The 23,714-nt window shown below is 64.0% G+C and carries 25 protein-coding genes; 17 read left to right on the forward strand and 8 right to left on the reverse strand.

The annotated features are described in order from the left end of the window. Positions 1–4 precede the first annotated feature (4 nt). Positions 5–2,041, reverse strand: coding sequence for a 4Fe-4S binding protein (locus tag JQ558_RS02835; RefSeq protein WP_212292771.1), 2,037 nt, complete (start codon positions 2,039–2,041; stop codon positions 5–7). A 121-nt stretch (positions 2,042–2,162) separates the two neighbouring features. Here JQ558_RS02835 and JQ558_RS02840 point away from each other — a divergent pair, with 121 nt between their 5' ends. The 13 genes from JQ558_RS02840 to JQ558_RS02900 all read left to right on the forward strand — a co-directional run bounded on the left by JQ558_RS02840 (position 2,163) and on the right by JQ558_RS02900 (position 13,653). After that, on the forward strand, positions 2,163–2,930 hold the full coding sequence (locus JQ558_RS02840; RefSeq protein ID WP_249142287.1) for a biotin/lipoate--protein ligase family protein: 768 nt from the start codon (positions 2,163–2,165) through the stop codon (positions 2,928–2,930). A 7-nt stretch (positions 2,931–2,937) separates the two neighbouring features. Then, positions 2,938–3,513, forward strand: a complete 576-nt coding sequence (locus JQ558_RS02845) for a DUF6505 family protein (protein ID WP_212292772.1) — start codon at positions 2,938–2,940, stop codon at positions 3,511–3,513. Beyond that, complete coding sequence (locus JQ558_RS02850) at positions 3,510–4,532, forward strand: DUF6352 family protein (protein ID WP_212276117.1); 1,023 nt, start codon at positions 3,510–3,512, stop codon at positions 4,530–4,532. Before JQ558_RS02845 ends, JQ558_RS02850 begins: the two co-directional genes overlap by 4 nt. Before the next feature lie 25 nt (positions 4,533–4,557). Next, positions 4,558–5,088 carry a DUF3305 domain-containing protein gene (locus JQ558_RS02855; RefSeq protein ID WP_409410481.1) on the forward strand — a complete coding sequence of 177 codons (531 nt, stop codon included), beginning with the start codon at positions 4,558–4,560 and terminating at the stop codon, positions 5,086–5,088. Next, positions 5,085–5,780, forward strand: coding sequence for a DUF3306 domain-containing protein (locus JQ558_RS02860; RefSeq protein WP_212292773.1), 696 nt, complete (start codon positions 5,085–5,087; stop codon positions 5,778–5,780). The genes JQ558_RS02855 and JQ558_RS02860 overlap by 4 nt, the downstream gene beginning before the upstream one ends. 160 nt (positions 5,781–5,940) lie before the next feature. Beyond that, positions 5,941–6,753, forward strand: coding sequence for a Cro/CI family transcriptional regulator (locus JQ558_RS02865; RefSeq protein WP_212276115.1), 813 nt, complete (start codon positions 5,941–5,943; stop codon positions 6,751–6,753). Between the two features lie 41 nt (positions 6,754–6,794). Beyond that, the gene (locus JQ558_RS02870) at positions 6,795–7,019 is read left to right on the forward strand and encodes a hypothetical protein (protein WP_212205698.1); all 225 of its coding nucleotides are present in this window, start codon (positions 6,795–6,797) and stop codon (positions 7,017–7,019) included. 13 nt (positions 7,020–7,032) lie between these two features. Further along, positions 7,033–9,999 carry a formate dehydrogenase subunit alpha gene (locus JQ558_RS02875; protein WP_212292774.1) on the forward strand — a complete coding sequence of 989 codons (2,967 nt, stop codon included), beginning with the start codon at positions 7,033–7,035 and terminating at the stop codon, positions 9,997–9,999. A gap of 14 nt (positions 10,000–10,013) precedes the next feature. Beyond that, positions 10,014–10,610 (forward strand): formate dehydrogenase FDH3 subunit beta, encoded by a 597-nt coding sequence (fdh3B, locus tag JQ558_RS02880; RefSeq protein WP_212205702.1) that lies wholly within the window; start codon positions 10,014–10,016, stop codon positions 10,608–10,610. A gap of 65 nt (positions 10,611–10,675) precedes the next feature. Further along, the gene (locus tag JQ558_RS02885; RefSeq protein WP_212205705.1) at positions 10,676–11,686 is read left to right on the forward strand and encodes a formate dehydrogenase subunit gamma; all 1,011 of its coding nucleotides are present in this window, start codon (positions 10,676–10,678) and stop codon (positions 11,684–11,686) included. A gap of 34 nt (positions 11,687–11,720) precedes the next feature. Beyond that, positions 11,721–11,876, forward strand: coding sequence for a hypothetical protein (locus JQ558_RS02890; protein ID WP_212205707.1), 156 nt, complete (start codon positions 11,721–11,723; stop codon positions 11,874–11,876). Between the two features lie 15 nt (positions 11,877–11,891). Further along, a complete protein-coding gene (locus JQ558_RS02895) occupies positions 11,892–12,287 on the forward strand; it encodes a gamma-butyrobetaine hydroxylase-like domain-containing protein (RefSeq protein WP_249128508.1) in 396 nt (131 codons plus the stop codon). Positions 12,288–12,339: 52 nt separating this feature from the next. After that, positions 12,340–13,653, forward strand: a complete 1,314-nt coding sequence (locus JQ558_RS02900; protein WP_212292775.1) for a c-type cytochrome — start codon at positions 12,340–12,342, stop codon at positions 13,651–13,653. 65 nt (positions 13,654–13,718) lie between these two features. Here the strand turns inward: JQ558_RS02900 and JQ558_RS02905 are convergent, their stop codons facing one another. Continuing rightward, on the reverse strand, positions 13,719–14,636 hold the full coding sequence (locus JQ558_RS02905; RefSeq protein ID WP_212292776.1) for a LysR family transcriptional regulator: 918 nt from the start codon (positions 14,634–14,636) through the stop codon (positions 13,719–13,721). Between the two features lie 101 nt (positions 14,637–14,737). Here JQ558_RS02905 and bla point away from each other — a divergent pair, with 101 nt between their 5' ends. From bla to JQ558_RS02920, 3 genes are all read left to right on the forward strand, one after another. After that, positions 14,738–15,634, forward strand: a complete 897-nt coding sequence (gene bla, locus JQ558_RS02910; RefSeq protein WP_212292777.1) for a class A beta-lactamase — start codon at positions 14,738–14,740, stop codon at positions 15,632–15,634. A 190-nt stretch (positions 15,635–15,824) separates the two neighbouring features. After that, a complete protein-coding gene (locus JQ558_RS02915; protein WP_212292778.1) occupies positions 15,825–16,079 on the forward strand; it encodes a hypothetical protein in 255 nt (84 codons plus the stop codon). Positions 16,080–16,298: 219 nt separating this feature from the next. Further along, positions 16,299–16,514, forward strand: a complete 216-nt coding sequence (locus JQ558_RS02920; protein WP_212205715.1) for a hypothetical protein — start codon at positions 16,299–16,301, stop codon at positions 16,512–16,514. A 23-nt stretch (positions 16,515–16,537) separates the two neighbouring features. Here the strand turns inward: JQ558_RS02920 and JQ558_RS02925 are convergent, their stop codons facing one another. From JQ558_RS02925 to JQ558_RS02950, 6 genes are all read right to left on the reverse strand, one after another. Further along, the gene (locus JQ558_RS02925) at positions 16,538–17,323 is read right to left on the reverse strand and encodes an ABC transporter permease (RefSeq protein WP_212205717.1); all 786 of its coding nucleotides are present in this window, start codon (positions 17,321–17,323) and stop codon (positions 16,538–16,540) included. After that, positions 17,320–18,132, reverse strand: a complete 813-nt coding sequence (locus JQ558_RS02930; RefSeq protein ID WP_212276141.1) for an ABC transporter permease — start codon at positions 18,130–18,132, stop codon at positions 17,320–17,322. Before JQ558_RS02930 ends, JQ558_RS02925 begins: the two co-directional genes overlap by 4 nt. A gap of 124 nt (positions 18,133–18,256) precedes the next feature. After that, positions 18,257–19,318 carry an ABC transporter substrate-binding protein gene (locus tag JQ558_RS02935; protein WP_212276106.1) on the reverse strand — a complete coding sequence of 354 codons (1,062 nt, stop codon included), beginning with the start codon at positions 19,316–19,318 and terminating at the stop codon, positions 18,257–18,259. 38 nt (positions 19,319–19,356) lie between these two features. Then, entirely contained in the window at positions 19,357–20,664 is a 1,308-nt protein-coding gene (locus JQ558_RS02940; RefSeq protein ID WP_212292779.1) for an FAD-binding oxidoreductase, read from the reverse strand. Positions 20,665–20,677: 13 nt separating this feature from the next. Beyond that, complete coding sequence (locus JQ558_RS02945) at positions 20,678–21,376, reverse strand: HAD family hydrolase (RefSeq protein ID WP_212205723.1); 699 nt, start codon at positions 21,374–21,376, stop codon at positions 20,678–20,680. Positions 21,377–21,420: 44 nt separating this feature from the next. Beyond that, positions 21,421–22,503 (reverse strand): ABC transporter ATP-binding protein, encoded by a 1,083-nt coding sequence (locus tag JQ558_RS02950; RefSeq protein WP_212292780.1) that lies wholly within the window; start codon positions 22,501–22,503, stop codon positions 21,421–21,423. A 257-nt stretch (positions 22,504–22,760) separates the two neighbouring features. Between JQ558_RS02950 and JQ558_RS02955 the strand changes: the two genes are divergently transcribed. Next, on the forward strand, positions 22,761–23,708 hold the full coding sequence (locus tag JQ558_RS02955) for a LysR family transcriptional regulator (protein ID WP_212292781.1): 948 nt from the start codon (positions 22,761–22,763) through the stop codon (positions 23,706–23,708). Positions 23,709–23,714: the final 6 nt, after the last annotated feature.

Consider the following 23,714-nt stretch of genomic DNA (forward strand, 5'->3'; position numbering starts at 1 on the left):
CTCCTTACGATCCAACGGGATCGCCCTTCTTGCCATCGCGCGCGCGCAAATAGTCTTCCGTCGACATCACCGGCGGCCGTTGCGGCGCCCCGTGCGGGTCAAAACCCTCATTGACCACGGCTTCGACGCGGCAATCCGCGCACATCTTGATGACATCGATCCGCTTGGCGTTGGCGCCCTGGAACATCCAGTGCTTCTCGCCGAGTTTTGCCAGTACGCGTTCTATCGAACTTTTGGTCCCGAACGGTTTGCCGCAGGCGATGCAGTTGAAGGGTTCTTCTTCCTTCAGAACGCGCAGCGGCGCGTTCCATGCCGCAAAATCCAGCCGCGGCTCGAGCGTGATGACTTTTTCGGGGCAGGTCGCTTCGCAAAGCCCGCACTGCACGCACAGGCTCTCGGTGAAGCGCAGCATGGCGCGGTCGGGGTTGTCCGACAGCGCGCCGGTCGGGCAGGCGGTGACGCAGGCGTGACAGAGCGTGCAACCTTCGACATTGAGATTGACGCCGCCGAACGGCGCGCCCGGCGCAAGCGGGACGCTATCCACCGGCGCGGGTGCCGCGAGGTGAAGTTCGCGAAACGTCGTTTCGAGCACGCCGCGCTTGGCGCCGCGCGGCACGAAGCCGGCCGGCTTTGGCGTCGCAACGCCGCCTGGCGCCGCATCGAGCATCGCGCGCAGCTGGTCCGGGTCGTCGGTCTCGAGGATACGCACGAGGCCCGCGCCGAAGCCGAGTGCGGCAACCACGGTGTCGGATGTTCCGGCGGTCCGGTGCAGTCCGGCAATATCATGCCTGGGTTTGCCGCGCGTCAGGATCGCGACACCGCAGCCGCCATAGGCGAACACCGCGGCGATACTCTCCGGTCCGAGCTGCGTCACTTCATTGACGCGCAGCGGCAGCACATGGGCCGGCAGTCCGGCGCCGAACCTTGCCAACGCGTCGATCAGCGCGTCGCCATGCTCGCCGTCGTGGAACAGCACGATCGCGTTGCTGCCGCCGGCCTTGCGATAGGTCTGCAACAGCGTGCGCAATCGCCGCATCAGCGCATCTGCACTGGGCAGTGCATATGAAGCCGCACCGGTCGGACACACCGAGGCGCAGGCGCCGCAGCCGGCGCACACATTGGCGTCGATCGCGACCGCCTTTCCGTTCGGCGTAATCGCTCCGGTCGGGCAGAGATCGAGGCAGCGGGTGCATCCGGTAATGCCCGAGCGCGAATGCGCGCACAGCGCTTCCTCGAACTGAATGAAGCGCGGCTTGTCGAAGGTGCCGACCAGATTGCCCGCATCCGCAATCGCGCGCTCGACGGCGGCGCGGTCGCGCGGATCGGCGCGCAGATATCCCGGACGCAGGTCATGCGCGGGAAACAGCGGCGTGCCGCCGCTGAGGTCGAGGATCAAATCGCAGGTCGACGTCGCGCCATTGCGTGCCGGGCCGAATACGAGCTTGGCGCGCGAAGATGGCAGCGGCAGCGCGTAATCGTCGATCCCGAGCTCAAATGCGCCGAGATGACCGCGCGCATTGCGGATCGTGCCCTTGAGAACCGGAAACTCGTTGCTCCGGCGCGGGGTGACGTCGCCGGGTTTTGACAGAAGCACGGTGATGTCGAGACGGTCGGCGAGGCGCTGCGCGGCGTCGATGGCGACTTCGTCGCGGCCATAGATCAGCGCGACGCCGCTGCTCTCCAGCGTCACCATTGAGATCGGCGGCATTTCTTCCTGCGCGGCCGCAATCAGCGCCGCAGCTTTCGGACCGGCCGCCGCCGCATCATTCGACCAGCCGCCGGCTTCGCGGATGTTGGCAAAGGTGAGTTGTGCTTGCGGGAAATCCTCGGCGACTTCGCGGAACAGCGGCGCTTCCTGCGTGCAGGCCACCGTGATCGGGGCGCCGTCGGCAAGCGCTTGCTTGAACCGTTCGAGTTCGAGGCCGCAGAGCTGGTTGGCTTGCGTGATCTTCCCGGCGCAGCCACGGTTGATCGCCGGCACGTCGAGCGGCATGGTCTTCTCGCAACTGCAAATCAGAAGATGAGACGCCACGGTAGCCATCGTTAACTTCCTGAACCGGCGCGCATCGCACGGTTCGTTTTCTGGTTCCGCTCGTGTTGCGAGCCCAAGGGGGATAGCATACACCGGCGGATTGCAAAGCAATTTAGCACAGCAACGCAGGATGAGCTTTTCGATGATGTCGCGGCGCGGGGAAGTGGATCAGGCACCCGATCTGCCCCCCGGTTATACTTTGGTCGCGTTACGCGAACTCGGCGACGCCTTTGCCCATGGATGCGAAATCGCGGCCGAAGCGGGCGCCGGAACACTGGTCTGGGTGCGGCGCTACGACCTGGTCGAATTCGCCGTGGTACTCGAACCCGACGAACCCTTGAAATCGGCGCGCCGGGCGTTGTTCGCCGGCATGAACGCGCTGGCGGACGCCATCGCGGCGCATTGCCCGCCCGAACGGGATGTAAGCTTCGACTGGCCCGATGCAATCCGGTTCGACGCGGGATTGCTGGGCGGCGCGCGGCTCGGCTGGCCCGCCGATTGCGCGGAAACCGACGTGCCAAACTGGCTGGTTTTCGGCGTGATCCTGCGCGCCGCCGACATGGTGCATCTCGACGAGGTGCAGGCCGCGGCCGGCGTTTCGATGCTGGGCGCAGGCTTTGAGATGGTCGATGCCGACGCGATCATCGGCAGCTTCGCCCGCCATCTGATGACCGCGTTCGACCGCTGGAACGAGCGCGGTTTTGACGCCATCGCCAGGGATTATCTGGAGCGGCTTCCGAGGCGCAAAGCCGGCGAGATCAGGGCCATCGACGTCAATGGCGATCTGCTGGTCAAACTGCCGGCCGCCAGTGGGTCGCCCGATCGATCCAGCCTCGTGGATGCGCTGGCGAAAGCGGACTGGTATGATCCGCAATTGCGCGGTCCGAAGTTCGGATGAGGCTGACATGCTGAAGCTGCCGCGAACCATCAGGCTCGACCCATCGGATACGTTCGTATTCGAGCGTGCTGCGGAACCCGGGGAATGGGCGGTTTCCGGCGCGTTCGTGTTCTGGAACCAGGATCCGGCTGATCTCGCCCAGAAGCAGCGCGTGGCGCTGCGCTCCGGATTTCTCGGGATCGAAAGTCTGGGATGGTCGACGCTGGCGATCGTGACCGAGGCGACGGAAGCGGAGCGGCAAGCCGTGGTCGATCGGCTTGCGGCGCAATTGCTGGAGAAGTTCGGCGCGCCGGATCTGAAAGTCGCGCGCGGCGCCGCCGAAGAAGAGGTCGCGTTTGCGGCTTCGCTGTGCGATCACCCGGCGCAGACCTTGCTCGCCGTGCAACGCAGCATCGAGGATGGTGAAATCCGCGAGCGCTTTCGCACCCTCAAGCCGCGCGAAGCCACAGGCGATGCCGACCGGTTGCACGCGCATGCCCGTGCCTTTACTTTTCATGAGGTGGAAGGCGACGATGAACCCGCCGAGGAGGTCGATCTGCTGGGATTGATGGGAACTGAACAGAAAACCGGAAATCGCAAATGAGAGAATTCTGGGTAGCGTCCGGCCATCATCTGACGCGGCGCGCCGATCACGGCGGGTTGATCGCGACGCCTGAACTGATCATGGCCTATCTGGCGCGGCCGGAATTGATGCCGCCGGAGGACGCCTGCGAAGCCGAGCGGAACCTGCACGCGGGCCTGTTGGCCGATCCGCTCCGTTCGGTTTCGAAAGCCGATATCGCCGCGCTCGCCGATCCCGATGCGCGCGAGAACTGGACCTTTATGATGAATTTTCGCGACCGGCTGGTCGCGGCTCCGTCACTCGAGGCGGTCTATATCAACCTGGCCCGCAATGGCGCCGGCGACCTGCCGCCGATTTTTGTCTCGCAGCTCTGCCATCTGATCCTGCGCAACGCGCTCGAAGGCTGCGACGATCCCTACATGCTGCGCGCGGCCGAACTGTTCTATCGCAGCCAGCAGGCGGCGTTTCATGAGGGCACGCTGTTGCTTGCGGACGCCGAAATCGTCGAGGCGCAGCAACAGGCAGAACATGACCTGCATGCGTCGCCGCTCACGGCGATGCTGGCGCCGCCAAAGGCGTTCGGCGAGATGGATGTGATGGACGACGAGAACGCCTGGACATATTGGTCGCGTTCGGATGCGCATGCGATGGTCATGAACATCGGCGGCAATCCGAGGGCGCGCGCCGGGCTTTGCCGGGTGATCGAGCGATGGATCGCCCATCTGCTCGGCGTTGCCGTCAGCGTCGAGACGGTTCCTTCGATCGAAGACCGCGACTGGCGCTGGTTTGTCGGTCTCGACAGCGAAGGCACTAAAATCGGCAATGCGCTGTGGAACGGCACGTCGGTGGACGCCAATGCCGCCGAGCGCATCGTCGCGCTGATGCGCCTGACCATTGCGGATACGCGGCTGGTGGATGAACGCGTCGGCAGCAAACCGGTTTACCTCATCCTGGCGATGGGGGCGGACAAGGTCGTCCGGCTGAAGCCGCAAAATCTGGTCGCCGGGCTGCCGCTTGCGCCAAAGGCGAATGTGGCATGATCGGCTGGTGCACGGAGGATCGCGCATGGCGATGACCGCATCCCGCGAAGTGGGTGTGGTGGTGCGGCGCCGCGCCGTCGATAATCCATGGATCGATCATATGTGGTCGCCGGCGATGGTGCTCGACGAGGTGCCGGCAACCGCGCCATGGACCGTGCTGTCCACTGAACCGGATGCGACGATGTATTACGCGGGCGCCGCCAGCATCGACCTGTTCAGTTCCGACACCGCCAATTACCGCGACAATCTCGCCGACGGCGAACCGCGCATCTGGATCGCGCTGCGGCGACAGGCCGGCGGATCCGAACTCGAACTGACCAAGGTGACGGCCGATCCGACCGAAGGGGAGGCGATCTTCGAAAGCGGTTGCGACGTCATCGGCACGGTTCCGATGCCTGCGGAGATCGCGGCCTGGATCGCCGCCTTTGTCGATGAGTTTCATGTCGAGCGGGTGTTCCACAAACGCAAGCGCGATCGGGCCGGCGGCGACCGCCCGCGCGGGCCGGAGAATCGTGGTTCAAATCGCGGGCCGGACGAAGGGACAGGGCGCGCATGAGTGCTCCGGACCAGGGCGACGACAAGGGCTTTTTGGCGCGATGGTCGCAGCGCAAGCAGGAGGCCAAGGAAGAGATAAAGCAGCCCGAGCGCGAAACGCCGGTTGCCGATGCCGAAGTCGCTGCTGCTCCGGCGACCGAGGCCGAGGCGGCTCCCGAAGAGTTCGATCTCTCCAGCCTGCCATCGCTCGATGAACTGACGGCGGAAACCGATATCACCGCGTTTCTGCGCAAGGGCGTTCCCGAACATCTGCGCAATGCGGCTTTGAGAAAATCCTGGGCGCTGGATCCCGCGATCCGCAACTACGTCAATCCCGCGCTCGAATACGCCTATGACTGGAACACGCCAGGCGGCGTGCCGGGCAACAGCGAACTCGGCGCGGGCATCGATATCGCCCGGATGGTCACCCAGATCATGGGCACCGGCAAAGCGCCCGTCGAGCCGCCGCCGGCTGCCGCCGAGGCCCCGGCGGAGATTGCCAAGGAAACTGAATCTTCCGGCCAGCCAAAGCCTGATCTGCCAGATCAACCGCTGAGATTGAGCGGTCAGCCGGAGCCCGCGGAGCCGAATCATTCGAGCGCCGACGAGCCAGTCGGCCTCGAACCAGTGCAGGAACCGGTCTCCGTGGCCTCCGGTTCTGTTGCACCGCAACAGCCGGTGCGACGCCATGGCTCGGCAAAACCTGTTGTTTAGACAAAAGTTTTCGAGACATAGGCCAAGCCTATGATACAAATTTAGGACTGGAATAATTCCAGTTCTAAATTGTATGCCCGATTAAGAGGCACTCGACACGGGACACGGGACACGGGACACGGGACACTGGGCGTGAGGCTGGGGAGAAGTCGGGTTCACCATGCGTGACGCCGGACTGGAACAGGCAATCAGGGCAGCGGGTGGCGTCGCATCGTTAGCGCGAGCGATCGGCATTGCGCAGCCTTCGGTTTCATCATGGTCGCGGATTCCCGCTGAGCGGGTTCTCGCGGTCGAGGCCTTGACGCGCGTCGAGCGTTCCGTGCTTCGCCCCGATCTCTACGGATCATCCGAGGCCCAAGTGTCCGTCAACGGATTATCCAACGTGTCAGCGAAACCGGAAATCGACGAGATCGATCAGCTGCGCGCCGCGGAATACGGCTTGCTGTCGCTGCTGCTGGGCAAGGCGCCGGACGTCGGCACGCTGGCGCGGGTCGCGCAATTGAAGGGCGACGCCTCCGATCTCGGCATGGCGCATGTCGAACTCGCCGTGGCCGCGTCAGCTGTGGACGACCGCGCCGCCAGCAAGGAATTCTTCGACCTGTTCATCGGGCTCGGGCGCGGCGAACTGCTGCCCTATGCCTCCTATTACCTGACCGGCTTCCTGCACGAGCGCCCGCTGGCGCGCGTCCGCGAAGACCTGGACCTGCTCGGCATCGAGCGTGCCGGCCCCTCGCGCGAGCCGGAAGACCACATCGCGATTCTGCTTGAGGTGATGGCAGGCCTGGCGCGCGGCGACTTCGAGGCGGAGTTCTCCGAACAGGCGCGCTTCTTCGACCGGCATCTCAAGCCGTGGGCGGCGCGGATGTTCGTCGATCTGGAGATGTCCGGGACCGCCAAATTCTACCGTGCCGTCGGCCGTGTCGGCCGCGTGTTTATGGAACTGGAAGCCGAGGCCTTCACGCTGTCCGAATGACGCGCAAAGGCAATCGAACGTTCGAAGTGGAGGAGACCGCGATGAGCAAACCATCCGACAAGGCGCCGGCCGACAAGCTGCTCGATGCCAAGGGGCTCGATCGTCGCCGCTTGTTCATGATGGGCGGATCGGCAGTCGCTGCAGCGGCCGTGGTGCCGCTGGCGGGCGGCGAGGCGGTCGCGGACGAGGCGCAGGGCGAGCGCGTCAAGGCCCGCTACAAGGAAACCGATCACGTCAAGAATTTCTACCGCGTCAACCGCTATTGATGGGACCACGCACATGTTGATGAAGCGAAAAGACGGATCCGCAGGCAAGGCGCGTTTGCAGGGTGTCGCCGCCGGCCTGGCTTCGGGGGTTCTCGACCGCCGCACGTTCCTGCGCCGGTCCGGTCTGGCTGCAGGCGCCGGCGCCGCGCTCGGCTTGATGCCGCTCGGTTCGGTGCGCAAGGCAGAGGCCGGTCCAAAGATCGTGGGCAAGCCGACGGAAATCAGAAAGAACATCTGCACGCATTGTTCGGTCGGCTGCACCGTGATCGCCGAAGTGCAGAACGGCGTCTGGGTCGGCCAGGAGCCGGCCTGGGACAGCCCGATCAACCGCGGCTCGCATTGCGCCAAGGGTGCCTCAGTGCGCGAACTCGTGCACGGCGATCGCCGCCTGAAATACCCGATGAAGCTCGTCAACGGCGAGTGGCAGAAAATATCGTGGGACGTCGCCATCAACGAGATCGGCGACAAGATGATGGAAATCCGCGCCAAGTCCGGCGCCGATTCCGTCTATCTGCTCGGCTCCGCGAAATTCTCCAATGAAGGCGGCTATCTGTTCCGCAAATTCGCGGCGTTCTGGGGCACCAACTCCATCGACCATCAGGCCCGCATCTGCCATTCAACCACCGTCGCCGGCGTCGCCAATACCTGGGGCTACGGCGCGATGACCAATTCCTACAACGACATGCGCAACTCGAAGACCATCGTCTTCATGGGCTCGAATGCCGCCGAAGCTCATCCGGTGTCGCTGCAGCACATCCTGACCGGCAAGGAGATCAACCGCGCCAACGTCTTCGTGCTCGATCCGCGCTTTACCCGGACCGCAGCCCACGCCACCGAATATGTGCGCTTCCGCAGCGGCACCGACATCGCTGTCATCTGGGGCATGCTGCACCACATCTTCGCCAATGGCTGGGAAGACAAGGAATACATCAAGCAGCGCGTCTACGGCATGGAGCAGATCCGCGCGGAAGTCGCCAAGTGGACGCCGGAAGAGGTCGAGCGCGTCACCGGCATACCCGGCGATCAGGTCAAGAAAGTCGCCGAGACCTTTGCGAAGCAAAAGCCGTCGGCCTTTGTCTGGTGCATGGGCGGCACCCAGCACACCGTCGGCACCGCCAACGTCCGGGCTTATTGCAACCTGCTGCTGGCGACCGGCAATGTCGGCACCTTCGGCGGCGGCGCCAACATCTTCCGCGGCCACTGCAACGTGCAGGGCGCCACCGATATCGGCCTCGATATCGTGACGCTGCCGCTCTATTACGGCCTGGTCGAGGGCGCCTGGAAGCACTGGGCGCGGGTCTGGGAGGTCGAATACGATTATCTGCAGGCGCGCTTCGACGAAGTGCCGGCCAAGGCGGGCCGTCCGGCCCGCACCCGCAAGCAGAACATGGAACTGCCGGGCATCCCGTGGACCCGCTGGTTCGATGCGACGCTGGCCAATCCTGATGATGTCGATCAACGCGATGCCATCAAGGGCGTGGTCATCATGGGGCATGGCGGCAATACCATCCCGCGCATGACCGAGATGGTGAAGGGCCTCGAGAAGCTCGAACTGCTTGTGGTTGCCGATCCGCATCCGACCACGTTCGCGGCGATCTCGGAGCGCAAGAACGGCACCTATCTATTGCCCGCCTGCACCCAGTTCGAAACCTCGGGCTCGCGCACCGCTTCCAACCGCTCGCTGCAATGGGGCGAGCAGATCGTCAAGCCGATCTTCGAATCCAAGGACGATTACGAGATCATCTACCTGCTTTCCAAGAAGCTCGGCTTCGCCGATCCGATGTTCAAGAACCTCAAGGTGGAGAACAACCGTCCATCGCCGGAAGAGCTGCTGCGCGAAATCAACCGCGGCGGATTCTCGACCGGCTATTCCGGCCAGTCGCCGGAGCGGCTGAAGGCGCACATGAAGAACCAGGGCAAGTTCGACCTGGTGACCCTGCGCGCCAAGGCCGACGAGCCCGAAATCGGCGGCGACTATTACGGCCTGCCGTGGCCGTGCTGGGGCACGCCGGAGATCAAGCATCCGGGAACGCATACGCTCTACAACACCAACCTGCACGCCAAGGACGGCGGCGGCACGTTCCGGGCGCGGTTCGGCGTCGTCTATGAAGAGAAGCAGCCGGACGGTTCGGTGAAGAACGTCAACATGCTGTCGGAAGGCTCCTACAGCAAGGGTTCGGAACTCACCGACGGCTATCCGGAGTTTACCTACGGCGTGCTGAAGAAGCTCGGCTGGGACAAGGATCTCACCGCGGCCGAACTGGCGACGATCAACAAGATCGGCGGCAACAACCCCGACGGTGTCGGCTGGGCCGTCGACCTGTCGGGCGGCATCATCCGCGTCACGCTTGAACACGGCGTGATGGCCTATGGCAACGGCAAGGCCCGCGCGGTGGCGTGGAATCTGCCGGATCCGGTGCCGGTTCATCGCGAGCCGATCTACACCTCTCGCCCCGAACTCGTCGCCAAATACCCGACGCGCCCGGACGGCCGTCAGTTCCGGATGGCCAATCTCGGCTTTTCGGTTCAGAAGGCCGCGGTGGACAAGGGGCTTGCCAAGCAATTCCCGATCATCCTCACGTCCGGACGTCTGGTCGAATATGAAGGCGGCGGCGAGGAAACCCGGTCGAACAAATGGCTTGCCGAGTTGCAGCAGGACATGTTCGTCGAGGTCAACACATCAGATGCTGCGGAACGCGGCATCAAGGATGGCGGTTGGGTCTGGGTCTACGGCCCGGAGAACTCATCGAAGGCTCGCGTCAAGGCGCTGGTCACCGACCGCGTCGGCAAGGGCGTAGCCTTCATGCCGTTCCACTTCTCCGGCTGGTTCCAGGGTGTCGACCAGCGCAGCAAATATCCGAAGGGCGCCGATCCGATCGTGCTCGGCGAAAGCGTGAACTCGATCACGAGCTACGGTTACGATCCGGTCACCGGCATGCACGAGGGCAAGGTGACCCTGTGCCAGATTCAATCGGCGTGAGGGGAGAATAGATCATGGCTCGCGTCAAATTTCTCTGTGATGCCGATCGTTGCATTGAATGCAACGCTTGCGTGACGGCCTGCAAGAACGAACATGAAGTGCCGTGGGGCATCAATCGCCGCCGCGTCGTCACCATCAATGACGGCAAGCCCGGCGAACGCTCGGTGTCGATGGCCTGCATGCATTGCACCGATGCGCCATGCGCCGCGGTCTGTCCGGTGTCGTGCTTCTACACCACCGCCGACGGCGTGGTGCTCCACTCCAAGGACCTGTGCATCGGCTGCGGCTATTGCTTCTACGCGTGCCCGTTCGGCGCGCCGCAATACCCGAAAGTCGGCAATTTCGGCTCGCGCGGCAAGATGGACAAGTGCACCTATTGCGCGGGCGGCCCGGAAGCGGACTCCACCCCGGCCGAATACGCCAAATACGGCACCAATCGTCTGGCCGAAGGCAAGCTGCCGATCTGCGCCGAGATGTGCTCGACCAAGTCGCTGCTCGCCGGCGACGGCGCCATCATCGCCGAAATCTACAAGGAGCGCGTGATGAAGCGCGGTTACGGTTCGGGCATGTGGGGCTGGAAAACGGCTTACGCGGATTCACCGACCGGCTGATGCCTTGGCCGTCGCGCGGCGCGCGGCGGCGCACATGTCACGAGAAACGGGAAGGTCACGGGCCTATGCCAAGCTCTCTTTCACACATCCGGGCGCTATGCGCTGCCATCGGGTTGCTCTTTGTGTTCGCGCATCCTGCAGCCGCGCAGCTGACGTTCAAGCCGACTGCCGAAGCGGTTCAGGAAGACAAACTCCTGAACGCGCTGAAGGAGGGCGACAAGATCACCGGGCGGATATCGATCCCGGATACCATGGCCTCCAGCCTGATCCAGCCCGCGGGCCGCGACTGGCGCGATTTCCAGCGCAGCAAGCTGCCGATCATCGGCGGCGTCGCCATCCTTGGCATGATCGTGCTGCTGGCGATCTTCCTGATGGTGCGCGGCCGGATTCGCGTCGATCACGGTTTTTCCGGCACCAAGATCCTTCGTTTTGCGAGCTTCGAACGCTTTACCCATTGGCTGACGGCGAGCTGCTTCATCGTGCTGGCGCTGTCGGGCCTCAACATCAGCTTCGGGCGGGTGCTGGTCATGCCGCTGTTCGGTGCCGAGGCGTTTGCGACCATGTCGGGCTGGGCCAAGATCGCGCACGACTATCTGGCGTTTCCGTTCATGCTTGGCCTCGCGATCATGTTCCTGATCTGGATCAAGGATAACATTCCCGGGAAGCTCGACTGGCAATGGCTGAAACAGGGCGGTGGCATTCTGGCCAACGGCAAGCATCCGCCGGCCAAACGATTCAATGCCGGACAGAAAGGCATTTTCTGGATCGTGATCATCGGCGGCGTGCTGATGTCGGTGTCGGGCTGGTACCTGCTGTTCCCGTATCTCCCGGGTAATGTCACGGCGTTGCAGTTCTGGACCGTGATCCATGCCGTGGTTGCGATGCTTTTCATCGCGGCCATGCTGGCCCACATCTATATCGGTTCGGTCGGGATGGAGGGCGCGTTCGATGCGATGGGCACCGGCGAGGTCGATCTCAACTGGGCCAAGGAGCATCACGCGCTCTGGGTCGCGGAGGAGCAGGCCAAGGGCCGCGCGCCGTCGAAGGATGGCACGCACGCCGTGCCGGCCGAATGACGATGCGAGTACAGGGCAGTTCGAGGGAAATACGATGAAGAGCTTTCTGGCGGCTTTGGCGTTTGCGGCGATCGCCGCGTTCGGTGTGTCGTCCGTGCTCGACACCATTCAGCAGTCGAGTTCGGTTGCCTACACCACCAGCGGGGCGAGGGTCGGTGATCCCGGCAAGAATCTGATCGGGCCGAACTGATTTTTGGATCGGATGTTGAACGCGCCCAACGAAGCCAAGGCAGCTGCGGCGTGGCCGGTGGAAATCCGGCTGGTGAAGGACCGCCGCGCCCTTCATGTCAGCTTTGACGACGGTGCCGATTTCAACCTGTCGGCCGAACTGCTCCGGGTGACCAGTCCGTCCGCCGAGGTGCAGGGGCATTCCGAAGCGCAGCGCAAGACAGTCGGCGGCAAGCGCAACGTGACCATTCTCTCCGTCGATCCCGTCGGCAATTACGCCGTGCGGCTCGGCTTCGACGACATGCACAATACCGGCATCTACTCCTGGGCGTTCCTGCACGATCTCGGCATCAACGCCGAGCGGCGTTTTCAGGATTATCTCGACGAGCTCCAGGCCAAGGCCCTCGACCGCGACAGACCGGGCATGCGCTGATCCTCTCTCGCTGCCTTGACGGCGACACGAACGGACGAAACGATCGCCGCGAATGCTTCGTGCTCATACCATCCGCCGCCTCGTAGCGCTGACCTGGACCGCTTTGCTGGTCCTGCCGGCGCTTGGAACCAGCGCCGCCCACGCGCAGTTGCGCGGCCATGGCGGGCCGGTGCGGGCCTTGGCGATTTCACCTGACGGTGCGAGCGCCATTTCAGGCAGCTTCGATTCAACCGCGATCCGATGGTCGCTGACATCGAATGCGGCTGAGCAGGTGCTCCGTTTCCACGCCGACGCCGTCAATGCGGTGGCGTTGCTCCGGGATGGTCGGGCCGCGACCGCGGGCGCCGATGGCCGCATTGCGATCTGGACCGCTGGCAAAACCCGCCCCGATGCGGTGCTGGAAGGCCACATCGCGCCGATCGCAGCCCTTGCGGTTTCGCCTGACGGCGCAACATTGGCCTCCGTGTCGTGGGATCAAACGGTGCGCCTGTGGCCGCTCGCGGGCGGCGCGCCGCGCGTGCTGGAAGGGCATACCCAGAACGTCAACGGCGTCGCCTTCGCGCCCGACGGCCGCACCCTGGTCAGCGTCAGCTACGATCAGAGCGTTCGCATCTGGCCGCTGGCGGGCACGTCGCCGCCATCAGTCATTACGATGCCGACCCCGCTGAATGCGGTAGCGATCGGCCGTGATGGCGAAATCGCGGTCGGAGGCGCCGACGGCAGACTGTATTTTCTGGGCAGCGACGGTGCGCGCGCCGGTGACGTTGAAGCCGGCCCGAGGCCCGTGATCTCGATGACGATCTCGCTCGACGGCGCGTGGGTCGCAGCCGCCGGCATTGGTGGCGCGGTCGCGGTGATCGATCGCAAGACGCGCAATCTCGCGCGCACATTGGTAGGTCCGGGGCTGCCGGTCTGGTCGGTGGCGTTTCTGCCTGACAGTCGAACGCTGCTTACCGGCGGTGCTGACAACACCATCCGCCGCTGGAACGCGGTGACCGGAGAACCCGTCGATCCCTTGCTGTTTGAACACACCGCAGACCCGCTGGCCGCGTATGCCGGCGACCGCGGCGCGGATATTTTTCGTGCCTGCATAGCCTGCCACACGCTCGGCGCCGATCAGGCCAACCGGGCAGGGCCGACGCTGGCCGGTCTGTTCGGCCGGCGCATCGCGACCTTGCCGGGTTATGATTTCTCCGACGCGCTCAAGCGGCTCGATATCGTCTGGACGCCGGAGACGGTTTCGAAATTGTTCGAGATCGGGCCTGCGGCCTACACGCCGGGCACCAAGATGCCCGAGCAGCGCATCGGCTCCGAACAGGACCGTGCCGCTTTGGTGCAGTTCCTGGAGCGCGCCACGAAGCGGTAGAGAACACTATAGCGCGCCTTGCCCGCCGAGCGCAGCCGCAGGGCCAACAAGCGGCGTGCGCACGACTACCGGCTACGGGTACTCCGGGCTGGAGCTTCCGCTTTCGCTGCAATCGTTTCAAGCAACCAGTTCTTGAACGAGAGCATCGCAGATGATGGTTGCCGCGAATGCAGCGACGTAATCCAGTAGTCGCCGAGTGTCACTTCGGTCTTGAACGGACGTACCAGCCGCCGCTGACGGACCTCGTCCCGAAACATCTCCGCCGGCAACAACGCAACGCCGGTACCGCGCGCTGCAACGCTTGCGATCGTGATCGATGAATCGAACACCATTCCCTTGATGACGGGACTAAGCAGTCCCGCCGCGGCAAACCAGCGCGACCATTCGTCCTGCCGATAGGAACGCAGCAGCACCTCGCGTTTGAGATCGGCCGGCCGGCTCAGCCTGCGGGCCAGTGCCGGCGCGCAGAACGGAGTAAACGACGCCCCCATCAGGTGGGCCGCGTCCGTACCGTGCCAGAGGCCGTCGCCAAACCTGATGGCGTAATCGAGGCCTTCGCCCGCTATGTCGACGCGATTATTATTGGCGAATAGACGCAAGTCGATCCGCGGATACGCCTTCCTGAAAGTGTCGAGCCGCGGCAGCAGCCATCCCGACGCGAAGGTGCCGACGACGCCGATCGTGATGACATCCTGGTAGCGACCGTCTTCAAAACGATTGACCGCTTCGTTTAGCCGCCCGAAAGCCTCGACGATGCTGGGCAGCAGTGCTTGTCCTTCGTCGGTCAGCGCGACGCCGCGCGGTAACCGGCGAAACAGCTGGGCGCCAAGCCTGTCCTCCAGCGCTTTCACCTGCTGACTGACGGCGGCCTGCGTTACGCGGAGTTCAAGGCCGGCACGGGTGAAACTCAGGTTGCGCGCCGTCGCCTCAAAGGCTCGTAACGCATTCAGCGGAAGGTGTGAAAGCTTCGTCCTGCGGCGCATTCGTTCGACCCTAGTTTTTCTAATGCCTGCATTCAAAACTGATCGTTTGTCAAGACAGGGCCTTCTGGGCACGTTCCTGCCGCAACCCGGAGGGATTCGAAATGATCAGCAGGAGACAGTTTCACCTTGGCTTCGGCGCAGCACTGATAGCCGCTGATCTGGGCGGCTTACCAAAAGCGGCACGCGCAGCGGCCGCGGATCAACGACTGATCGCCGAGATCAAGCGTCTGGAGAGCGAGAGCGGTGGCCGGCTCGGTGTTTGTGTGCTGGAAACGGCAACCGGTGCGCGTCATGTCCACCGGGGCGACGAGCGTTTCCCGATGTGCAGCACCTTCAAGGCGCTGGCGGCCGCGGCAGTGCTGGCGCGGGTGGATGCCGGGAAGGAGCAATTGACGCGGCGCATAACCTTCGACGCATCCGCAATCGTGGTGTACTCACCGGTGACCGAAAAGCACGTCGGGGGCGACGGCATGACGCTCGCTGAAATCTGCGACGCGGCGATGACACGGAGCGACAACACGGCCGGCAACCTGCTGCTCGCCAGCATCGGCGGACCTCCGGGGCTGACGGCCTTCGCGCGCGGGCTCGGCGATCAGGTCACGCGGCTGGACCGGGACGAACCTTCGCTCAACCAGGCGCTGCCCGACGATCCCCGCGATACCACGACACCGAATGCGATGGCCTCGAATTTCGAGAAACTTGTCCTTGGGACCGGGGCGCTATCGGCTGCGTCGCGCGAGCAACTGACGGCATGGCTGGTTGCCAACAAGACCGGCGAAACACGATTGCGCGCAGGGTTTGCGAAAGGCTGGCGTGTCGGCGACAAGACCGGCGCCGGCGACCACGGCACGAACAATGACGTTGCCGTGGTGTGGCCTCCCGACGGCGCCCCTATCATCGTCGCGGCCTATCTGACAGGCGCCAACGTTCCCAGCGCGCAACAAAACGCCACCATAGCTTCGATCGCGCGCGCCGTCGCGGCGATGAGACCGGGCTAGGTGCGGAATGCCGGCAAATCTCTCCGCGAAAACGACCGGCGCACTATCGATAGCCGTCGTCGCCATATGCCTTGTGATGCCGAGTTCGGTTCCATCGCTTGCGTCGGACCGGATGTTCACCAGGCGGCCCGCATTCTCGGAGGCGGACCAGCCTGCGCGGATGGCCGCCGAGTGCAGAGAGGTGAGGCCGATGTCGGATGGCGTTCCGGAGCTCGACTACCGGATCGATCTTTCCGTAGCCGGCAGTCTCACGGCGGTAAAGACAGATGGAGTGTTGTGGTATCTCGTGCTGTGTTCTCCACCCGATGTCCGGATTATGTGCGTGACCTACCAGTCCAATGGCATGGAGACCGGTGACAGGATTATCGTGATGGGCGGATACCGACGGCGCGATGCCGATCACATCCTCCTAGATCCTTGTTTGGCAACAAGGCCGGAACCTTGATCTCGTCCCTCAGTGAAATCTGCCATGGCGCTGACGGTAACGGGGCCCAGTGCAGTCCATCGGCTTCGAACACGACCGTGCCGTCTTGGTACAATTCCCCGAGCGCGTCAGGGTGCGCTAGAGAAAGCGTGAACGCCGTCTGTGACGCAGTTCACATCCGCGCGTCGGGCTTCACGCTAAGGGACACGTGGGGTGGGCTTCTCCTAACGGAGGTTTGCCATGAACCGTTTGATGCTTTCTGGATTCATTGCAGTCGCCATTCTTGCCGCCGCGATCACCATGCTGCCCTCGCATTCGCTATGGGGCCATCGCGCCACCGGGACAACCGGTCTGGTGTCATCGCCGCAACATTCCTCTTCGACCGCCGCGAACAAGCTCCCGATCGAGGAGTTCGAGGATATGTCGATGGTCTTCTCGCACCCGCCGAAACGCTAACGGCGACGGCCGACCTCACGCAGTCAGCCGCTCTTCTTCTGCCGGGTGCTGGCGATCAGCACCAGCAGGAACGAGGCCGCGGTCATCAGCGTGCTGATCGCGGCTATCGTCGGATCAATCTCGTCGCGCAGCGCGGTGAACATCCGTTTTGTCAGCGGCTGGTATTGGCCGCCTGATATGAACAGGCCGACCACCGTCTCGTCCATCGCCGAGATGAAGGCGAAGATCGCGCCGGTCAGCACGCTCGCCTTGATCTGCGGCAGCGTGACGGCGAAAAAGCTGCGCAATCGGTTCATGCCGAGGCTGCGCGCCACCATCTCTTGCGCCGGATCGAAACTCTGCAGCCCCGCCACCACCGACGTGATGACATAGGGCAGGCCGAGCATGACATTGGCGAGCACCAGTCCCGACATCGTCGCCACCAGTCCAACTTTGGCATAGACGAAGAAGATGCCGACCGCCGTGATGATGATCGGCACCACCAGTGGCAGCATCAGCATCATGTGGACAATGCGCATGAGGCGCATTTTCGAATTGCTGATGGCGTAGGCCGCGGCGACGCCGAGCGGCGTTGCAATCAGGACGGTGAGGGCGGCCACAGCAAACGTGACGCGGGTCGCCTGCATCCAGGCCGCATTGCCGATATACTCCTCGTACCAGCGCAGCGACAGCGATGGCGGCGGGAAGGTCAGGAAGCGGGTGCTCGAAAACGACATCGGCACGATGATCAGCACCGGCAGGATCAGGTACAGCAGCACCAGTGCGCAGAACACGACGAAGACGATGCGGGGGAGCGAGAACGTCTTCATTTTTGCCCCAGGATGCGGTCGAGCGGGATGAACCGGCCGACGATGAGGAAAATGACGAGAACGCTGACCAGCAGCACCACGCCGACGGCGCTTGCGGCGCCCCATTGGTCGTAGAGCTCGACGTTGCGGCTGACCAGCAGCGACACCATCACGGTGCGGCCGCCGCCGAGCAGTTCCGGCGTGATGTAGAAACCGAGGCACAGCACGAACACCAGCGTGGTGCCGGCGAGCACGCCGGGCAGCGACAGCGGCAGGAAGATCCGCCAGAATGTATGCGACGGACTGCCGCCGAGGCTGGCGCCCGCCTGCATCAAATCGTGCGGGATCTTCTGCATGGTGGCGTAGAGCGGCAGCACCATGAACGGCAGCAGGATATGCACGGTGGCCACGACGGTGCCGAACGTGTTGTGCACCAGCGCCAGCGGCTCGTCGATAATCCCGAGATATTGCAGGAACTGATTGACCACCCCGGTGCGCTGCAGCAGCGCCAGCCAGGCATAGGCGCGCACCAGGACGCTGGTCCAGAACGGCAGGATCACCAGCGCGAGAATCAATACGCTCCATCCCTTCGGCACCACGCTCGCGGCATAGGCGATGGGATAGCCGAGCAGCAGCGCCAGCACGGTTACCAGCAGGCTGATCTGGAAGGTCAGCGAGAAGCTGCGCCAGTAGATGGCTTCGCTGAAGATGCGGCGGTAGTTCTCCAGCGTGAAGCCGTCATGATAGATCGACTGCCAGGCGAGCCAGCCTACCGGGAGTACGATCAAGAGCAGGATCACCAGCAGCGCCGGCGACGCCAATGCCAGCATCAGGCCCTGTTCGCGGCGATGGTGGCGCAACGAGAGGTCTGGTGTGGAATGGATCAATGCGGTTTTCCTGTCATGGCCGGATGGCTGGAGCGGGGTGCCGAACCCCGCTCCGGATCATTTTCGCCTATTTCTGCACGAACGAGACCCAGCGCTTCTCGGCGGCTTCGCCGTCCGGCGACGCCCACCACGCATAGGACATCAGCGCCTGCTTCTTGGCGTTGTCGGGTGCGCTCGGCAGCTGCGCGACGCGCTCCGGCTTGACCACGCCGGTATCGAACGCCTTCGGGTTCGCCGGGCCGTAATCGATGTGCAGCGGCAGATTGGCCTGATGCACGGGATCGACCGCCTCGTTGAGGAACTTGACCGCCGTCGCCAGGTTCGGCGCGCCCTTGAGGATGCACAGCGAGGTGCTCTGCAGGATGCCCTGATTATAGGTATAGGCGACCTTGGCGCCTTCCTTGGTCAGCGCGCTGACGCGGCCGTTCCAGGCCATCACCATGTCGACCTCGCCGTCGTTCAAGAGCTGCGCCGATTGCGCGCCCGAGGTCCACCACACCGTGATGTTGGGCTTGATCTCCTCGAGCTTCTTGAAGGCGCGGTCGACGTCGAGCGGATAGAGCTTGTCGGGCGCGACGCCATCGGCCATCAGCGCTGCTTCCAGCGTCGCAATGGGGTGGTTGCGCAGCGCGCGGCGGCCGGGGAATTTCTTCACGTCCCAGAAGTCGGCCCAGCTATTGGGCGCAGCTCCATCAGGATATTTCTTCTGGCTGTAGGCCAGCACGCTCGAATAGAACTCGTACGCCACCGAATAGGCGTTGCGATAGGCTTCCGGCATCGCGGCCGCGTTGGGGATCTTCGAGAAATCGAGTTTTTCGATCAGTCCCTGTTCGCCGCCGCGCAGGCAATAGCCGGTCGGCACGTCGACCACGTCCCAGATCGGCTTGCCGCTGGCGACCTGCGATTTGATCACCGGCCAGGCATCGGGAATGCTGTCCTGGTTGATGGTGATGCCGAGCTTCTTGGCCGAGGGATCGAGGATCGCAACCGTCTGCGCCTTCTGATAGGCGCCGCCCTGCGACACGAAGGTGATCTGCTCGGCGGCGTTGGCCGCAATGCTGGTTGACGCCAAAAGCCCGAGCGCTGCGCCGAACAGCGCGCGTAGTCCTGTGTTGGATGCAACTGCCATCTTCCGTTCCCTCCTGTTATGACCGGGCCTTTGCGTTGCTATTGCCCGATCGCGTCCAAAAACTGGTACCAGCCGGCGACCATTCGGACGGCCGGTTCACGCAGCGGATAAAATGGAATGACCTTGAGGCGGCTGGCATCGAGCAGGCCGACCTCAGGCTGTTCGCCGCGCACGAAGGCCGCGAGATAACGCCCCATCAGGCTGGACATCGCGACCCCGACGCCGTTGTAGCCCATCGAGAACAGGGTGTAGTCGTCGAGCCGGCCGATATGCGGCATCGAATCCAGCGTCATGCCGACGAGGCCCGACCATTTGAATGCCAGCGGCGTGTCGTTCAGTTCCGGGAAGATGCCGACCATGGCCTTGCGCAGCGCGTCGAACGCAGCTTCCGAATCCTGTTTGCCGAAGGCGCCGCGGCCGCCGAAGATCACGCGATCGTCGACCATGCGGAACCAGCGCATCATCCGCTTGGTCTCGGTATAGGTTCGCCCTGATGGCATCAGGCTGCCGGCGAGGTTATGCGGCAACCGGTCTGTAGCGATAATGGCGCTGCGGAACGGCACCAGGGTGTGCTGCATATGGCGCGTCGCGTCGGTCAGGTCGGAATAGCTGTTGGTGGCGATGATGACTTGCCGCGCGCGCACCGCGCCTTCGGGTGTTTCGACAATGGAAAGCCCGTTCTCGCGCCGTATCCGCAGCGCCGGGCTTTCCTGATAGATCGCGACACCGCGCGCCGCGATCCCTTCGGCCAGGCCATGCAGATAATTCAGCGGATGGATGCCGCCGGAACCCGGATTGAGCACGCCGCCGACGAACGCCTGCGAGCCGGTTTCCTCGCGCACTTCATCGGCGTTGAGGATCCGGACCTCCGCATCGCCCATCTCGCGCTTCATCCATTCGGCTTCGTCGATCGCAGCCTTAAGTGTCGCGTGGTTGTGCGCGGCCTTGACCTGTCCGGTTCGCGTCAGCCGCGCGGCGGTGATGCCGAATTCCGAAACCAGTTCCTCGACGATCTCGGTCGATTCATACGCGATCTCGTACATGCGCTTGGCCATCGCGCGGCCGTGGGCCGCATCGATGCCGCGGAACGATTGCCGGAATTTTGCGGTGATGACGCCGCCATTGCGTCCGCTGGCGCCCCAGCCGGGACGGTTGGCCTCCAGCACGACAGGCACGAAGCCGCTCTTGGCGATATGATGCGCGGCGGAGAGCCCGGTATAGCCGGCGCCGATGATCACGACGTCGGCCTGAACCTCGCCCGACAGCACGGGAAAGGTCCGCAACGGCGTCGCCGTGCTCGCCCATAGCGAGTTCGCCGATGCCATTGGGGTCCAGACCTCAGCCATCGCCGCGTGCCCCTCAGTGCCCGACCGCCGCGTCGGCGAAGGCTTTCATGGTGGCGAAATGAAAATCGGGTTTTGTCAGCACGGGCACTTCGGGCGTGCCGCCGAATCCCGCCATGCCCTGGCGGCGCTCGATCCAGCACACTTTATAGCCGAGTTTTCGCGCGATCCCGATGTCGTGGTGCTGGCTCTGCGCGACATGCAGGATGTCGGACTGCTTGTAGCCGAAGGCCGATTGCCGGCCTTTGTTGTAGGCGAAGAATTCCGGGTTCGGCTTGGCGACGCCGGTCTCGTCGGCGCAGACGGTGTCATCGAAGGGGTCGCCGAGCGCGTGGGCGTAGCAGGACAGCGCGACACGATCGGCATTGGTCATCGCCACCAGCCGGAATTTGGTGCGCAGGCGCTTCAGCGCCTCGACCGAATCCGAAAACGGCTGCCAGCGCAGCACCGCGAGCTGGAAGGAATCGCAGGCCGCATCGTCAGCGGGGAGGCCGAGTTCCTTGGCGAGATAGCGGTAGACGTCGAACATCACTTCGCTGGAGCGCTCCGGATGCGCATCGCGCCCGCGCTTGTAGGAGGCAAAGATCTTGTCGTCGCTGAGTTCAGCGGCGCTCCTTCCGGATATCTTGCGGACGGCGTCGAGCACGCCGGTTTCGAAGTCGATCAGGGTGCCGACGACATCGAAAGTGAGAACCTTGAAATTGCTGAACGACATGGGCGTTTCTTCTCTGGTGTTGGGACTGCGTTGCTGGTGGACGTTCATTCCGCGGCCTTCGGTACGATGATGGTGTCCTCCGGATGGAGGGTCACGGTGAGGGGGCCGCCGACCGGCGGGATGCGGCGATAGGCTTCGTGATGGCTGGGCTGGCGCAGGCTGAGCGCGGTGCCGTCGGGCAGGGCGATGAAAATGCGCAGGCTTTCGCCCTGGTAGACGACGTCGGTGACGGTGCCGGTCAGGCGGTTGAGCGCGGCGTCATCAACGCCGTCGGCGATCAGGAGCTTTTCACTGTGCACCGCCAGCATCAGCGCATCGCCATTCGGGATCGCCCTCGCGCTGCGCAGGGTGGCGGGACCGAGCGCAACGCTGCCGGCATCGATGCGGCGGACCGGCAGCAGGCTGGCCTCGCCGATGAAACTGGCGACAAAGGAATCCGCCGGATGATCGTGCAGCCGCGCGGGCTGGTCGATCTGGATCAGGCGGCCATCCCTGAGAATGGCGACGCGGTCGCTCATCGTCAGCGCCTCGCGCTGGTCGTGGGTGACGTAGATGATGGTGGCGCCGATGCGCTTGTGGAGCTGGCGCAGCTCGATCTGCATCGATTCCCGCAACTGCTTGTCGAGCGCGGAAAGGGGCTCGTCCATCAGGATCAAACGCGGCTCGAAGATCATCGCGCGTGCCAGCGCCACGCGCTGGCGCTGGCCGCCGGAGAGCTGCGCCACGCCGCGTTCCTCGTAACCGGCGAGGCCGACCATGGCGAGCGCGCCGCGGACTTTCGCCGGCCAATCGGCCTTCGGCAGCCGCCGCGCGCGCAGCGGGAAGGCGACGTTCTCGCCGACGCTCATATGCGGAAACAGCGCGTAATTCTGGAACACGACGCCGATGTTGCGCTTGTGCGGCGGCTCCAGCGTGACGTCGCGCTCGCCGAAATGGATCGAACCAGAAGTCGGCTGGATGAAGCCGCCGAGCAGGCCCAGGAGCGTGGTCTTGCCGGATCCGGATGGCCCGAGCAGCGAGACGAATTCGCGCGGCGCGACGCTCAGCGTGACATTGTCGAGCGCCACGACGGCGCCATAGTGCTTACTCGCGGATTTGATTTCGACGCTTTCGCCACCGCTGCCCAATGAACGACCTTCCTGTTGCGCTTCGCCGCTGGCCGCATGAATGCGGCTTCCCGGCGCCCCTGCCGCAAGGCCAAGGGGGTTGAACTGGCATGATCTCAATTTATAGGCGGACGCTTCCCGCGCGACAGGGGCAAATCTCCCCCAGCGGTTTGCTCGGAATGCTCCGCTTCCCGGCAGGCCTCCTTGATCGGCAAGGCAATCAAAAATAGGGCGGCCGGGCAATTGCCAAATTATCACTTGCGTCATAATCTGAGGTTATGCCTGAGCTTCGCCGGATGCTGCCCTCCAGCAATGCGCTGTTCGTCTTCGACGCCGCCGCGCGCAACGGCAGCTTCACGGCGGCCGCGGCCGAGCTGAACGTGACCCAGCCGGCGGTGAGCCGCATGCTGGGACGGTTCGAGGACTATCTCGGGGTCCGCCTGTTCGACCGCACTGCCGGGGGCGCGACCCTGACGGAAGAGGGCGAGCTGCTGTATCGTCGCGTAACGGATGGTTTTCGCAGCATCGAGAGCGGCCTGGTCGAGATCGAGCGGCGGCGCCGGGGCACCGAAACCGTCACGCTGTCGGTCTCCTCGGCTTTCACCAACCATTGGCTGATGCCGCGTATCGACAAGCTGCAGCGCGCGTTTCCGAACGTCGACCTCCGGTTCCAGCTGATCTCGGGCTCGCTGCGCGGCGCTGTCGAGAACGTCGATGTCGGCATGCGGTTTCGCGACCAGGACGATCCCGAGACCAACGGGGCGCTTGTGATGAACGAAGTCATGCTGCCGATCTGCAGCCCCGGCTACCGCGACACCAATGTTGCGCGCAAGGCTGCCGAAGGGCGCACCATCATCAAGCTGGCCGACACGCCGGAAGACTGGGTGCGGCAATATCCGGGCGCGCTCACCGGCGCATCCGGTCCCGCCAAGGCGCTGAGTTTTTCGGATTACGCGGTCGTGGTGCAGGCGGCGCTGCTCGGGCAGGGCGTGACGCTCGGCTGGATCACGGTCGTCGCGCATTGGCTGTTGACCGGCGCGCTGGTGCCGGCGTCCGCGAAACTCGTCAGCACGCGCCGGGTCTGCGAACTCGTCACGCCGCGCAACCGGCCGATCCGCCCCGTTGCCGTCGAGATCAGGGACTGGATCATTGCGCAAATGCGCAGCGACATCGTCGCGATCGACAAACTCTACCCGCGCCTGAAGCTGATGGCCGCCAGCTATTGATGTTGC

Origin of the sequence: Bradyrhizobium sp. AUGA SZCCT0160, assembly GCF_018130105.1 — a bacterium.
In the GTDB taxonomy this organism is placed as follows: Bacteria; Pseudomonadota; Alphaproteobacteria; order Rhizobiales; family Xanthobacteraceae; genus Bradyrhizobium.